The organism is Deltaproteobacteria bacterium (assembly GCA_019308925.1).
Lineage (GTDB): Bacteria > Desulfobacterota > B13-G15 > B13-G15 > RBG-16-54-18 > JAFDHG01.
This window is the reverse complement of sequence record JAFDHG010000065.1, coordinates 1-14,846: the sequence shown is the minus strand read 5'-3', so window position 1 is coordinate 14,846 and position 14,846 is coordinate 1. Positions and strand designations below refer to the sequence as shown.

General features: G+C 50.8%; 13 protein-coding genes. 6 read left to right on the top strand and 7 right to left on the bottom strand.

Features of this window, described 5'->3' with window-relative positions:
- Positions 1–32 precede the first annotated feature (32 nt).
- From JRI46_10320 to JRI46_10295, 6 genes are all read right to left on the bottom strand, one after another.
- Positions 33–1,517: a hypothetical protein gene (locus tag JRI46_10320; protein MBW2039963.1), complete on the bottom strand. Its 1,485-nt coding sequence runs from the start codon at positions 1,515–1,517 to the stop codon at positions 33–35.
- A 102-nt stretch (positions 1,518–1,619) separates the two neighbouring features.
- On the bottom strand, positions 1,620–2,837 hold the full coding sequence (gene gspF, locus JRI46_10315; GenBank protein ID MBW2039962.1) for a type II secretion system inner membrane protein GspF: 1,218 nt from the start codon (positions 2,835–2,837) through the stop codon (positions 1,620–1,622).
- Between the two features lies 1 nt (position 2,838).
- On the bottom strand, positions 2,839–4,440 hold the full coding sequence (gene gspE, locus JRI46_10310) for a type II secretion system ATPase GspE (GenBank protein ID MBW2039961.1): 1,602 nt from the start codon (positions 4,438–4,440) through the stop codon (positions 2,839–2,841).
- A gap of 170 nt (positions 4,441–4,610) precedes the next feature.
- Entirely contained in the window at positions 4,611–6,590 is a 1,980-nt protein-coding gene (gene gspD / locus JRI46_10305) for a type II secretion system secretin GspD (GenBank protein ID MBW2039960.1), read from the bottom strand.
- Positions 6,587–7,492: a tetratricopeptide repeat protein gene (locus JRI46_10300; protein ID MBW2039959.1), complete on the bottom strand. Its 906-nt coding sequence runs from the start codon at positions 7,490–7,492 to the stop codon at positions 6,587–6,589. Before JRI46_10300 ends, gspD begins: the two co-directional genes overlap by 4 nt.
- A gap of 9 nt (positions 7,493–7,501) precedes the next feature.
- The gene (locus JRI46_10295; protein MBW2039958.1) at positions 7,502–8,104 is read right to left on the bottom strand and encodes a hypothetical protein; all 603 of its coding nucleotides are present in this window, start codon (positions 8,102–8,104) and stop codon (positions 7,502–7,504) included.
- 144 nt (positions 8,105–8,248) lie between these two features.
- On the opposite strand from JRI46_10295, the gene JRI46_10290 reads away from it, so the two are divergent.
- The 4 genes from JRI46_10290 (at position 8,249) to JRI46_10275 (ending at position 12,430) form a co-directional block, all read left to right on the top strand.
- The gene (locus tag JRI46_10290; GenBank protein ID MBW2039957.1) at positions 8,249–8,446 is read left to right on the top strand and encodes a hypothetical protein; all 198 of its coding nucleotides are present in this window, start codon (positions 8,249–8,251) and stop codon (positions 8,444–8,446) included.
- A gap of 653 nt (positions 8,447–9,099) precedes the next feature.
- A complete protein-coding gene (locus tag JRI46_10285; protein ID MBW2039956.1) occupies positions 9,100–10,647 on the top strand; it encodes a hypothetical protein in 1,548 nt (515 codons plus the stop codon).
- Positions 10,648–10,791: 144 nt separating this feature from the next.
- On the top strand, positions 10,792–11,715 hold the full coding sequence (locus JRI46_10280) for a hypothetical protein (protein ID MBW2039955.1): 924 nt from the start codon (positions 10,792–10,794) through the stop codon (positions 11,713–11,715).
- A 211-nt stretch (positions 11,716–11,926) separates the two neighbouring features.
- Positions 11,927–12,430, top strand: coding sequence for a nucleotidyltransferase domain-containing protein (locus JRI46_10275; protein ID MBW2039954.1), 504 nt, complete (start codon positions 11,927–11,929; stop codon positions 12,428–12,430).
- On the opposite strand, the gene JRI46_10270 is transcribed toward JRI46_10275, so the two are convergent.
- Positions 12,420–13,949, bottom strand: a complete 1,530-nt coding sequence (locus JRI46_10270) for an IS1182 family transposase (protein ID MBW2039953.1) — start codon at positions 13,947–13,949, stop codon at positions 12,420–12,422. The genes JRI46_10275 and JRI46_10270 overlap by 11 nt on opposite strands.
- A 230-nt stretch (positions 13,950–14,179) precedes the next feature.
- Here JRI46_10270 and JRI46_10265 point away from each other — a divergent pair, with 230 nt between their 5' ends.
- Positions 14,180–14,413, top strand: coding sequence for a type II toxin-antitoxin system HicB family antitoxin (locus JRI46_10265; GenBank protein MBW2039952.1), 234 nt, complete (start codon positions 14,180–14,182; stop codon positions 14,411–14,413).
- Positions 14,406–14,630 carry a type II toxin-antitoxin system HicA family toxin gene (locus JRI46_10260; protein ID MBW2039951.1) on the top strand — a complete coding sequence of 75 codons (225 nt, stop codon included), beginning with the start codon at positions 14,406–14,408 and terminating at the stop codon, positions 14,628–14,630. Before JRI46_10265 ends, JRI46_10260 begins: the two co-directional genes overlap by 8 nt.
- Positions 14,631–14,846 lie beyond the last annotated feature (216 nt).

The window sequence follows — 14,846 nt, the reverse complement described above, 5'->3', positions numbered from 1 at the left end:
TAATTACCTCCGAACCCCAAAATTACCCCTGATCAATACCGATATATCTTCCACAGCCCATCCCTATCGCGTACAAAATAAATATAATAGGTTATAGGATAGACCTGTCCACCATGCTCTTCATCTCTTCTGATGCGGTACTTCGCTAACCGGCCTTCAGCATATATCAGCTGAATATCCTGCATATCCTGAGCAATCTGTGGGATGTTGTCACCGAGGGCAGTATATATATCACGGTAAAGCCCCTGTGTATCCTCAGCAAAATAATTCAATGCCTTTTCAATATCCTGATTAGCAAGGGCAGATTTCATCCCCTCCCATTTCGCCTTTAGCATTGCATCCAGTTCTGCTCTATCCAGAACCACTATTGCAGTGGTGTCTGTGTAGGCATTGTTTTGTTCATCCATTACCTCTGCGGTGAACTCGTAGATCCCCTCTGTGGTGATCCGCACCCGGTACTCTTCAGGACTGGGGTTTTCAAGAATCTCCACCTCACCAGGGCCGGTGTAGGTAAGGGATGACTCTGTGAAGCTAAAGGACCCCTCGATCCTCAGCATTGTCTCAAGGGGGGAAACACCTGACTCTGGATCAGCTTCAAGCTTTATATAGTCTTCTGTCGTAACTGCGTTTACCGTTATGGAAACTGTTCCAGTGTTTCCATCCGTATCGGTTGCAGTGGCTGTGATGGTATTTTCCCCTTCCTCCACGGGGACATGGTTTGCCACAAACTGATCTCCGTATGCCATGGCTACGATCCCATTGAGAGTGACCCCTGTCTCATTGCCTGTCGGGTTGCTAATCGTCCCTTCGACCATGACATCAGCTCTGGATATCGTGTCACCATCTGAAGGAGAAATTATAGTGAGTGTAAGCCCAGAGGTAACCGTCACCATGACACTGTCTGTGGCTGTTCCCCCCGGGCCAGTGGCCGTAATGGTATACGTAGTGGTCTCAGCAGGCGATACGGGGATAGACCCCTCTAGCGGAACATCACCAACACCCTGATCAATGCTGACAGAATCAGCATTGCTCGCACTCCAGGTGAGGGTGCTCGTCTCCCCCAGGATGATCGATGCAGGATCTGCCGAGAAGGTAACCTGAGGCGGTGGGATAGGCCCCTCTGAGCTCTTGACCTCTATGGTAATGGAGGCCCCAGGAGTCCCCACAAGAAAGGCAACCAAATAGTTGGTGGATCGTAAGCTAACCTCTCTTTCAAAGACCAGGTCATCTCCAACCAAAAAATCACGAAGAGGGGCAATATCACTGTTTAAAAGGATAAATCCCCTCCTGATCTTCTTCTCAGGGGTGCTCTTGGTGATGAGGACGACCCCATCCCCCGGATCATTCGCCTCAAACTTATGGGTGGAGAGGTGAAAATGCCACCGGCCAATTGTTAAATCTTTTGGCCCAAATACGGTTTGGCCATCTGCATAAACCGGTGCAGCCATGGCTGGAAAGATTACAAGGGAGATAAAAAGAAGATATAAAGACAACCGAGAAAAAAGATACCTTTTCATCTCAAAACTCCTTTGCCTTAAGCACCAAGATTAAATTTTATCAAACGTTAAAGAAAATAAAGGTATTTTTAAGCAAAAAGTAATGTAGTGGGAAATAGATTCTCAGCGCACGAGCTGGTTCATCTCGAAGATGGGTAGCAGGATGGAGATGACGATAAACCCCACCACCAGTCCCATAGCCAAGATGATGACAGGCTCCAAAATAGAAGTAAGGGCGCTCACCTTGGTCTCCACCTCGGCCTCGTAGGCATCGGCCACCTTGATGAGCATCCCCTCCAGATCTCCGCTCGCCTCACCAGTGGCGATCATGTGGGTAACGATGGAGGGGAAAAGACCGCTTCGCTTCAGGGGAGGGGCGATACTTTCACCTTCCCTCACCTCTAATTTCGTCTCCTCGATGGCCTGGGCCAGGAGCTGGTTTTTTACTACGGTCTTGACGATCTCCAAAGCATTCAAAATGGGGAGGCCACCCTGTAACAATGTCCCCAAGGTCCTGGCGAACCTGGCCACCGCCCCCCGCATGATGATCCCCCCGAAGAGGGGCAGACGCAACTTGATCCTATCCCAGCGCAGGGCCCCTTTGGGGGACTGGAGGTACTTCCTTACTCCCCAAATGAGGAGGATGAGCCCCACGATTATCCCCCACCAGTACCCCCTGATCAGATTACAGGTGGCCATTAGAATTCTGGTAGGCAGAGGCAGGGTACGGCCCATCTCCTGAAAGACCTGGGTCACAGTGGGGATAACAAAAGTGAGCAGAAAGGTCATCACACCTGCGCCGATGACGGTCATAAAGATGGGATAGGCCAGGGCTGCCCGGATGCGGTTTCTGAGCCGGAGCTGGTTCTCGGTGAAGTCAGCCAGGCGTAACAGGACCCCCTCAAGGGCACCACTCTCCTCCCCAGCCCGGATCATATTGACATAGAGATCAGAGAAGACCTTGCGGTGCTTCTCCAGGGCATCGGCAAAGGATCTCCCCTCCTTGATCTGTTCTCTGACCTGGGCGATGAGCTTTTTCAGGGCGTGATTGTCCGTCTGCTCGATGATGGCATCCAGGGAAGGAACCAGGGGGGTGCCGGCCTCAAGCAGCGTGGCCAGTTGGCGGGTGATGAGGGCTACATCCTGGGGGCGTGCGCGCTGAAAGAATCTGGTAAGGGGCTCTTCAGCCACCCTGGGCCTTTGGATCTCCTCCCGCAGGTCAACGGGGAAGATCTCCATGGCCCGCAGCTTGGTGCGGGCCACCCTGGGAGTTGGAGCATCGATGATCCCCTTTACCTTTTTCCCCTCTGCGCTCAGGCCTCGGTATTCGTAGACAGGCATCCTACTGTTGGGTGACTCGCAAGACCTCTTCTATCGTCGTGGTGCCCTCCAAGACCTTCTTGATCCCGTCATCCCGGAGTGTAGTCATCCCCCTTTTGACCCCCTCCGCCTTGATGGTGGCAGAATCGGAGGTCTTGAGGACCAGGCTGCGGATGAAATCATCCACAGTGAGGATCTCATAGATCCCGGTGCGACCTCTATATCCGGTGCCGAGACACTCAGGACACCCCTTTCCACGATAAAGGGTCTTTTTGTTCAGTCCTGAAGGGGTCAAACCAACCTCCTTGAGCAGGGCCTTCTCTGGCTTATAGGGCCCCTTGCAGGAGGGGCAGATCACCCGCACCAATCTCTGGGCGATGATGGCCACCACCGAGGAGGCCACCAGAAAGGGTTCGATCCCCATGTCAATGAGACGGGTGATGGCCCCAGGGGCATCGTTGGTGTGCAGGGTGCTAAAGACCAGGTGTCCGGTGAGGGCGGCGTGAATGGAGATCTCGGCCGTCTCCAGATCCCTGATCTCCCCCACCAGGATCACATCGGGGTCCTGGCGCACGATGGAGCGCAACCCATTGGCGAAGGAAAGGCCGATCTTGGGATTCACATGGATCTGCCCGATCCCGGGCAGTTGGTACTCCACCGGATCCTCGATGGTAATGATGTTCTTGTCCGGGGAGTTTATCTTGTCCAGGGAGGCATAGAGGGTGGTGGTCTTGCCGCTGCCGGTGGGGCCGGTGACCAGGATGATCCCATTGGCCCCCCGGATGAGGCGGTTCATCACCTCCATCTTATCAGGGGAGAGGCCGATCTCCTCCATGCTGTAGAAGATGCTCCTCTTGTCCAGGAGCCGCAGCACGATCCGTTCGCCGAAGGTAGTAGGGATGTCGGAGACACGGATATCCACATCCTTGTCAGCAATCTTGATCATGATCCTGCCATCCTGGGGAAGGCGCTTTTCAGCGATGTTCAGCTTGGCCATGATCTTGACCCTTGAGGTGATGGCGGAGTGAAATCTCCTGGGCAGCGTATGCATGTTGTAGAGCACCCCATCGATGCGATACCTTATCTTCACCTCCTTTTGGTAGGGCTCGATATGGATATCGCTGGCCCTCGCCCTGATGGCCTGCGAGAGAAAGAGGTTGACCAGCTTGATCACCGGGGCCTCGCTGGCATCATCCAATAAGTCCTCCACTTCCTCCAGCTCGCTCAAGACCCTATCCTCTTCTTCACCGGCCAGGCCTTGGACCACCTGTTCGGGGGTGTCGGTCTCCTGGTCGTAAAGGAGGTTTATGAGCCGCAGGACCTCCCGCTCAGGGGCAGCCACCAGGCGGACCTTCTTATTCACCAAGAAGCGCAGCTCATCAAAGGTCTGCACATCAAGGGGGTGGGCAGTAGCCACCACGAGGGTATCCCCTTCCATTTGCAGGGGGACAAACTTATACCTCTTGGCCACACCAATGGGTATCTTCGCGACGAGTGAGGGCTCCTCCCTATCGGGGCTCAACTCTTCCCAAAAGGGTATCCCCAGACGGGCGCTGACCTCCTTTAGGGTAGCCTCATCCCCTTCCAAGTCATCTTCTCCTATATACTCCTTCGGTTTATCCATAGGGCCTTTCACCAAAAAGGGTTCAAGGATTCTAGGATTCAAGGGGTCGAGTGTTTCTTATCCAGGGACTTTAAATTAATGTTTTGAGCATGCTCTTAATATCTTTTAAGAATCTCCACTTGGCCACTGGAATCCTTGACCCCTTGAATCCTCCTAATTTTACTCTAAGATTACTCTACCTTGTATTCTTCCTCCTCAAAGAGGGGAAAGATCTTCTTTTTCTCTTGGCGGGACTGTTCGATGTGCTTCTTCCTTCCCTCTTGTTCTTTTTCAGCGATCCTCTTGAGGTCTTCTGCCGAGATGATGATGCGCGGGGTGATGAAGATGAGGAGGTTGGTCTTGATCTTGGTCTGACTCCTGGCCTTAAAGAGCCAACCCAAAATGGGGATATCCCCGAGGAGCGGAACCTTGGAGGCCCTTTCGGTCTTATCATCTCTGATCAGGCCGCCGATGACCACCGTAGAGCCGTCCTCTACAATGACCGAGGTGCTGGCCTGCCTCTTGGTGGTAACCACTGCCCCTACCTCCCCTGCCAACTCCTCCAGAAAGCCCTTGATCTCGGTGAATATCTCCAGGCGCAGTAGCTTCCCCTTGCTGATGTGGGGGGTCATCTTCAGCGTGATCCCCACGTCCTTGTACTCCCACGTCCTCACTGTCGAACCCTCGGCGGTCACCTGAGAACTCTTCAAAAAGGGCCGCTCCTCCCCCACGATGATCTCCGCTTCCTCATTGTCAGTGGTCAGCAACCTGGGGGTGGAGAGGACATTCACATCGGAGTCCGCGCTGTAAATGTGCAAGAGGGCCTTTATATCGGGGATATTGACACCCCCTACCGGGATATATCCCTTGGTTATCCCCATGATCAGGCCGGACAAGGCCCCAGCCCGCTCAGCATCTATTACGCCAAAGCTAGTTCCCCCATATGGCTTGACTTTACCTTTTTTAGCCTCTTCCGTTATATTCCACTCAACCCCCAACTCCTTAACTTTGTCCAGGGTTACCTCGGCAATGAGTGCCTCCACATAAACCTGAGCGCGGACGATGTCGAGTTTTTTGATCACCTCCGCTAAAATGGCGTAGTCCTGAGGAGAGGCAATGATGATGAGGGAATTGGTGGGTTTGTCAGCGATGATAGAGATCTCCTCCCCCAGGATAGGCAGCTTTCCTTTTATGGCCTGAGGCCCGGCCTTAGTCCCTTCCTTCGCCTCCTTAGCCACCCCGCTGAGGACCGCGGCCAGGTCCTCAGCCACGGCATGCTGGAGATAGTATATATGGATGTTTCCCTTGCCCCTGGGGATCTCCTGATCCAATTTCTCGATGATCCCCTTGATCATCTTGATGGTTTGAGCGGTGGCCAATACAATGAGAGAGTTCGTCCTCTCGTCGGGGATGAGCTTGAACTCCTCCGGGGTACTGATTTCAACCACCTCTTTCACCTTGGGTCTGGGGGCTCGCCCCCCCCTTTTTTTTCTTGCCTCAAAGAGGTCCTCGAACTCCTGGGCTACTACCTTGGCCGAGGCATACTGCAGGCAGATCACCGTGAGCTGGAGCTCGGAACCGGGGATGTCAACCTCTTTCAGTATTTTTAATAATCTGTTGATATTGGAGAGTACATCGGTCACGATGAGCGTATTGGTGGGCTGATAGGCGACCAAGAGGCTGTTCTTGGAGACCAGGGGGGTAAAGAGGGACTTTACGTCTTTGACATTGGCATAGCTTATAGGAATGACCTGGGTGATCATAGTATCGGCGGCAGGCAGGACCTCGGTCCCCACCCTCGTGGTGAGGCTCTTGCCCCTCGCAGCGGTGGCGGGGACCACCTTGATCACCTTTCCTGCTGGCACGGTGGTGTAGCCATGGACCTCCAAGATGGACTCGAAGACCTTGTAGGCCTCACCCACCGTGATCTTGGTGGGGGAGATGACCGTCACCTTTCCCCGCACCTTCTCGTCAACTACGAAGTTCTTGCCGGTAAGCTCTCCGATGAACTTGACCAGGGCTGTCAACTCAACCCCTCGAAAGTCCATGGTCACCAACCTGCCCTTTTCTTCAATACCTGGTTCGGCCAGTTTGGCGGCATGGGAGCTACTGCCCATAAGGGAAATGAAGAGTAGTAAGACTATATAGAACTGCAGCCTTCTGGATATCATCTCGATCCCTCTTTTATCCCCTCCTCTTCAGGAGATGAGATCCCCACCAGCTCCTGAAAGACCACATCGGACCTGAGCCCTTCAAAATCCTCATCGCTCATGGCCCATAGCTTTACCCGTTCATCCCTATTCAGGGCCCTTTTCAGGTAGATGAGGGCCTCCACCTCCATCCCCTTTCGGCTGTAGAGGCAGGCCAAGTTATAATAGGGGAGGACAGAGGCGGGGTCTATCTTCAGGGCCTCCTTGAACTCCTTTTCAGCCAGCTCATACTTCCCCTGCTTGAGATAGATGAAACCCAGGTTGTTGTGGGCCTTCGCAGAGGAGGGGTCCTCCTTGAGGACCTTTTGAAACAACCCCTCGGCCTTCTGGTACCTCCCCTTTTGGGCGTAGAGGGCCCCGATCTCCATATAGTCATCCAGCTCCTTATCCTCTACCTTGGGAGGAAGAGAAGGAGGGGTAGTGACGTGAGGCCTTGCTACCTTCTTTGGGACAACAACCTGAGGTCTTTCAATCCTCTTGGCGATAGTCTTCGGCTCCTGTGGTGCAGGTGTTGCCTGCGTCACAGTCTTGGCCTTAGGGGCCTTGACCGTTTTGGCCGCTGGCCTGGGAAGCGGTTTGGCAGAGGCCTTCTTCTTTTCCACAGTTGCCATTGGACGGGGGGAAAAACGCCCCTTCAGTTGTGCCAACCAGGCGGGTTTGATGGTAAAGGTGATCACTGAAGCCAGCAACAAGACGTTGACTCCGATGAGACACCTGAGGAGGATAGTCCTCCACCTGGCCTCAGACCCGTGTTTACCCTGCGCTGGCCTCCTGCCCTGATTCCTCCTCACTCTATCAAAGGCCTTCTTGAGGGTTTCGACCACCTGGGCGATCTCGCTTCTCCCGTTCATCAACCCTTCCATCTTTTTACCTCACCTTAAATCCAAAGGTGCTTCACCCTTGGAAGGGGCCTTCTTTACAGGCCTCTGCAGAGGCCTCCTCTTGATCTTCCTCGATCTTTTCACAGGCACTGCTAGGGGCCTCTCCTTCTCCTCTGCCACCTCCACGACCTCCTCCTGACCATCCTTGTCCACAATCACCTTGTTTCTCAATATCTTTACGATCTTATACCCGTATACCACCTCATCCTGATGATAGAGCTCTTGCTTCCTGGTTGCGGGGTCCTCAATGACGGCACAGGAGACCCCCGGGCTCACCACCACCGTCCCCTTCAGCTTGAAAGGTATGGTAGAGGCAGGGACCGCACTACCTTCCCCCTTCACCCTCTCCTCAACCCCCGATATGGCAGAGGCAAAGAGGTCCTGCTGGAATATGATCGCATAGTGGTCAAGACTAGGGCGAGCCTCAGGTGTTTTCTTGTTCTCTTCCCTGTCTATGGAGATAGTGGGAGGAGTATAGCGGGAGGCCTGATAAATGGTGTGGGCCATAGCGATCCCCACCAGGGCACTACCCCCTAAAATGGGGCCCATCACTACCCAGGGATACTTCTTGAGCATAAGTTTAAGGACCCACATCACAAGCCTTCTAATCTAATATTTTTTGATAACTTAGCATAAAAAGATGGATTAGTCAATATATGCCCCCACCTCATTTAAATCCTCTCCGTATAGTGGGAGAGAGCAGAGGAATGACATCTTTTGGGAGAGCTTGGAGGAACAGTGCCTCCTCAAAGGATGTGGTCTTATAAGGGCAGACTCCCTGTTCGACGCAAAGGCGTCCAGAAAGGGAAGGTTCTTGACCTTACGGACATTCCTATTGAACCGCTTGTATACACTACTGAGGAGTTTGAAGAACTAAAGACCTCCAATAACCCCTTTATTACAGAGGTCCTCAAGACTGCTATAAGGCTGGATTAAACTTGATTATTCCCTGTAGCTTGCCACAGGGTTTCCTCATATTCTCTCTCCCCTGGGGGAGAGGGCATGCGGCGAGCTCCCTTCGGTCTGAGCGTTCGACTGAGCTCACGCCGAAGTCTCAGGGTCGAAGATAGCCGAGCGGTAAGGGTGAGGGGGCATTCATCAAGATAGGAGATAATGACGATGGCTGTAATTATAAAGGAGATAAAACTCAGGAGGTCTAAAGGCGAACTACAGAGAGGCTATATTTTGGTTGACAAGAATAAGAATTTATGCTATGAGTAAACAACTTTTTACGTTGGGCCTTGTACCGTTATTGCATGAGGGGGGGAACTATGATTTCCGCCTATCATCAGGCTGAACGGAATGAGGTTTTCTCCTATTCTGATGGCTCTCCTTGTAGTACAATCCATCTTTGTTCCCTGCAAGAGTTGATTCAGAATTCCATCCAATTGAGCAAAAACAAAAAGTCCAAATTCCTCGTGGCCCATACCCCCAGGATCAGGTTTCAAGACCCTTAGAGAGAAGATCTGGGATTGAACCTGTCAACAGAGGTTTTTTGAACTCAAGTGTTCTTGTGATGGAGCTTATTGTTTAGGCAGGTATGATTTGATTTGTTTACAATATAAATCACTTATAAGGAGGGTAAAGAGATGAAAGGCAAAAGATCAGCGAGGGTTTTAATCAGTCTTCTGGGGGTATTTTTGCTTTTAACCGTGTTTCCCTACCTGGGTAATACAGCAGTTCCTCAGAAGATCAACTATCAGGGGTATCTGACAGACTCAGGAGGAACGCCCATCGATGGAACGGTGAGCGTTGTATTTTCTATCTACGATGTGGACACCGGGGGCACTGCCCTCTGGAACGAGACACAGTCGGTAGAGGTCACCGACGGTGTATTCAGCGTAAACCTTGGGGATGAGAACCCCATTGATCTCTCCTTTGATACTCAGTATTACCTGGGGATCAAGGTCGAGACCGATGCAGAGATGACGCCGAGGCAGCCGCTGACCTCTGTGGGCTATGCCTTTCAGGCACAGTCAGCGTATGAAGCGTCAGATCTCACCTGTACAGGGTGTGTCTCCGAGTCCGAGTTGGATTTTACTCCGGGTGACATCACTGCTGTCAATCCCGGTACGGGGCTTTCTGGTGGTGGGGACACAGGTGAAGTGACCTTAAATGTGTCATTTGGAGGAAGTGGCTCTGCTAACACGGTAGCTCATTCAGACCACAATCACACGGGAGTCTATGCACCTACCTCCCACACCCATAGTGCTTCAGACATAACCTCAGGAACCCTGGATAATGGCCGCTTCTCTGCATACGGGGATTTAGGAGCGGAAGGATACCTTGGCAACGCTTCGGGAGACATTGCGCAGAATAACGGAACTTTACAATCAAATCTCAATGCAGATATGCTGGATGGGCAGCATGCCAACGCATTTGCTTCCAGCAGCCATAACCACGATGCGCTATATGTTAATAAATCAGGAGATGATATGACTGGTGTTCTTGGTATGAGGGGTCATTCGGTAGCTTTTAGAACATCGGGAGGAACTACTAAAGGCTATATAAAAGCTGACGAAACATATTCTCAAGTTATATATCATGGAAATGGAACACAACATCTTTTTGAAGGAGAAGGAATACCAACCGTAGCTTATTTTGATGGTGACATCTACGTCAATGGCTCAGTGACGAAAAGTGGAGGCTCGTTTACAATTGATCATCCGTTAGATCCTGAAAATAAATACCTCTGCCATTCATTCGTAGAATCACCTGATATGAAAAACATCTATGACGGTATAGCGGTACTTGACAACACAGGTGAAGCTTGGATTGAGCTTCCTGACTGGTTTGAGGCACTGAACAAGGATTTCCGGTATCAGCTTACACCCATGGGTGCACCCGCTCCAAACCTCTACATTGCTGAAGAGATATCCGGAAATTGCTTCAAGATCGCTGGGGGTAACCCTGGAATGAAAGTGTCTTGGCAGGTCACCGGCATCAGACAGGACGCTTATGCTAATGAGCACCCTATTCCTGTGGAAGAGGAAAAATCTCCTGAGGAACGCGGCTACTATCTGCATCCAGAGCTGTTCGGTCAACCTGAGGAGAAGAGCATAGAGTGGGCGCGTAACCCCGAAAGAATGCAGCGGATGAAAGAGGAGCGAGAGAGGATGTCGCAGTCCAAACCTTAGACTGATTCAGTAGGGTGAGCTGCTAGATCTGGCGTTTAGGTGTATTGTCAGCGAAGAAAGAAGGAGAAAAATATGAGTAATATAAACATCATACGACCCCTCTGTTTAACCATCATGGTGTTAACTTTTTTTATGGGTGCCTCGATGGCCATAGGAGCGGGCCAGTCCAGCACCAATTACATCATGGAGATGGATGTGCTGGATGGGGGAGGGGAATGGGGCAGTTCAACCAATTATGTCCTCTCCCATGCCACAGGACAGTCCTCGCCCATTGGCGCCTCATCGAGCAGTAGTTACAGTGCCTATGCAGGCTTCTGGTATACATTAACCGGCGCTGTCGTTACGGTAGCAATACTCCACAAGGATGGTGCCATCTGGTCATCAGACACAGGCTGGGAGTTGGGCACACCGCCCTACTATCCGGGCACTGCCTATGCCAGAGACCTGGAATTTTCGGGCAGCAACTACCTGATCCTGCACCGGGATGGGGCGATCTACGATTCCTCGGGAGCAGCCTGGAATTTAAATACACCCCCCTACTATGTGGGCTCTGACTATGCCATGGACCTGGAGTTTACAGGCAGTGGAGAAGCCATTCTGCACAGGGATGGTGCCATCTGGTTCTCTGATACGGGATGGGAGTTAGGGACACCACCCTACTATGTTGATACTGCCTATGCCCTCAGCTTAGAGATCAGGGGGGATGGAAACTATGTGATCCTGCACAAAGAAGGTGCGATATACGACTCCGTAGATGGCTGGAACCTCAGTACCCCACCCTACTATCCTGGCTCAGAGTGGGCAGCGGACTTGGAGATCACGGCCAGTGATGAAGATTGCATCCTGCACAAGGAGGGTGCCCTCTGGTACTCTGATACCGGCTGGGTGCTCACTACACCTCCCTATTATCCTGGCAATGAGTATGCCGTAGACCTGGAGCTAGTGGGGAGTGGATACCTGATCCTGCACAAAGAAGGTGCGATCTACGACTCTGTAGATGGTTGGAACATCGACACCCCACCGTATTACCCTGGCTCAGAGTGGGCGCTGGATCTGGAGGTGAGATAGGACCTTAACAGGGGGAGGGCCTTTGAACCCTCCCCTTTTGCCCCGACTTAAAAACCACAAGATCCCATAATTTCACACTTCTTTTATCAGCTATCTTTACCCACCAATCCATATCGCCTTCACATTTTTTGCTTGAAATTTTTATAAAACCTTGCTATTAAATCCCTAAGACCCAAAACCTATCCTTTAGTTTAGAATATTGGGGTCACCAATGATCGGGACGCAATTGAATATCCAGGCGAACAAGCGAAAGGCGTTGGATTTTTTTCTAAAGGAGCTTCTAAAGACTGAGGCCAGGAGATCTGTTGCCAGGATCGTATTGTTCGGAAGTCTTTTGAAAGGCGAAGCAAAACAGGATAGCGATATTGATCTTTTGGTCATTACTACGGATTCCATTAGGGAAGTTTCAAGGGCCTGTGCTGACGCCTCTTTTGAGACAGCTATGACTACAGGCGAGGGTGTAGAGCCTCTGGTAAGGTGTGTGGATGAGGCCCGTTATCCCCAATCCTATTTCCTTTACTCCATCTTAAAAGGGGGGAGGGAGGTTTACCGCATGGAGGAACAGGAGTTGAAAAGAAAGGAGGCTCAAAACTACCTTGATCTTGCCTCAGAATATTTAGATGGTTCAAGGGCTAACGCCCAAAAGGGATATTTTCGAATTGCAGTAGATGCAGCTTATAACGCATGTGGTGGCTGTGGTACAACTAAAAACTGAAAGCTGGTAGCCGAGTGGCCTGGAAATTGGTCAATAGGCAAGCCAGCTGATTTTTTGCTCTTTGACAAAAGGATATCAAGTTGGAAAGGGATGGAGATAGCGGTATCCCTATTCGGTTTCTTACTGAGTTTGCCTTCTTGAGCCCATATTTGAGGAACTTTTTCAGGTTATAGGCCGAGGCTATTAGGAGAAAGATCTTTTGGGCTAGATTTATCCCCCTGGCATTAACCCTGCTCAGACTATGATGCTGTATCAGCGTGCCAAAGACCGGCTCTGGCCCTATCTTGCGAAGCCTGGCCATCTTTTTGGCCCTTCTGGTCATGAGCCTCTGCTGCATCCGCTTATAGTACTCAAGATAGAGTGTGTGCTCTATCTTCTTCTGATACCCCTTGCCAAAACACCTCTCTTTGCTGGGGCAGTGGCTGCAGTCAGATCTTTTGGCCAGATACCTCTTTAAGTTGTGTCTCTCATCTGTGGAGCTGTAGTGCAGGATTTTACCCTGGGAACAGATGTAGTGATCCTTTTGGGGATCGTAGCTAAACCCCTTGCGCTCGGGGATGAACCTGCCATGGGGAGGGATGAAGGCCTCTATTGCTCTTTCCTCCAATTCTTTATAGTTTTCCCCTGATGAATAACCAGCATCAGCAGCCAGGCTCTCCATCTTTAAACCAAATCCCTTCAATCTATCCTGGATCTGATCCACCAGGGGGATAAGGGTCTGGCTGTCTTTTTGATCCGCATGATAGGCATCCATGGTGGTGATGACATTGAAGCTAGCATCCACGGCCATACCTGCCAGATAATAGAGGTCTCTGATCTTACCAGGTTTCTTGGCTATTCGGCTGTCTGGATCTGTGGGGCTAAAGTACTCCCTGTTACTGAGGGATTTACCCTTTAAGGGTTTTTTGCCCTTGGGCCCGGCTTCCAACAGCTCTAATTGTGGCTTTTGCCTATCACCAGGGCCCCCTTTCTCCTGGATGGCTCTATCCTCTACCGGATTCTCCCGATAGGTCTTCTCAATGTGAGCCTTCAGCTCTAACTGAGGCCTCCTTTTCTCGATATGATCTATGCTAGCGTTGGCCTTGACCAAGGTAGAATCAATGGATTGATGATTACCCGCTACTAAGCCCGCCTCAACACACATGGACAGGATACTCTCAAAGACGGAGGTAAAAACCTCCGCAGGCAGAAGCCTCCTTGTCCGGGAGATAGTAGAGTGCCAGGGCAGTGGTTCATCAATATCGTAGTTGAGAAAGAACCTTACCGCCAGAGAGTCAGAGGCCCTCATCACCAACTCCCGATCAGAGGTGATATCCTCCAGGTAGCTAAAGAGCAAAAGTTTGAAAAAGACCACAGGATCGATGGACTCTTGTCCACAATCACCATAGAGGGGTTCGACCAACTTGTAGAGAAATCCAAGATCTAGAACATCTTTTAACTGGCGGTAGAAATGGTTCTCAGGGACAAGATCGCCGATGTAGACTCGATACATGAGTTTAGGCTGAAGCACTTTTGCCAAGCATATAGATTCCCCTTTTAGAGATAAGTGTTGAATATTGCAAATAATTATAGTATCTTTAACAAAATTGTGCAAGAATTTTATGGCAGGTTGTGCCACAGCCACACAGCATATACGCTACGGGCTTTCAGCCCTTGCCCTTCGGGACATTGCTCCCTTCGGTCGCAACGTCGTATATGCTGGAAACGTTAGGCGAAATTTTTATACACTATGCTGTATGAGGTGATAATATGAAAACATTAAGCTACAGAATCCTGCTCAGAAAAGAACCTGAGGGCGGTTATACGGTGATAGTTCCCTCTCTTCCTGGCTGTGTAACCTATGGGGACACAATAGAAGAAGCGATAGAAATGGCAAAAGAAGCTATTGAGTTATACATAGAGAGCTTAAAGGAGCATGGTGAAGAGATACCAACGGAGGAAGGGACTTTGGAATATACTTTAACGGTAGGGGCTTATGCCTAAACTCCCTTCTCTTACTCCCCAGAAAATTATCAAGGTGCTTGAAAAGAAGGGATTTGTATTAGATAGGATTAAGGGAAGCCATCATATTTACTACCACCCGGAAATGAAAAGAAGAGTTGTTGTTCCCCTTCATAAAAGGGATTTACCAAAGGGAACGTTGCTCGAAATTTTGAAGCAAGCGGGTATAAATAAGGAGGAGTTAAGAGAGTTACTATGAGTGAAAAACGTCGCCTAACACAGCATATACGCTGCGGGCTAACGCCCTTGCCCTTCGGGACATTGCTCCCTTCGGTCGCAACGTCGTATATCCCCGGAACGTTAACCAAAATAACGCTTCGCTCGAACCCTTCGGGTTCGCATTTTGGTTATCGAGATGCGGATGAGCGAAAGACTTCAGCCTGAGATAAAATGGAGACTTTATGCTGGATGCGGA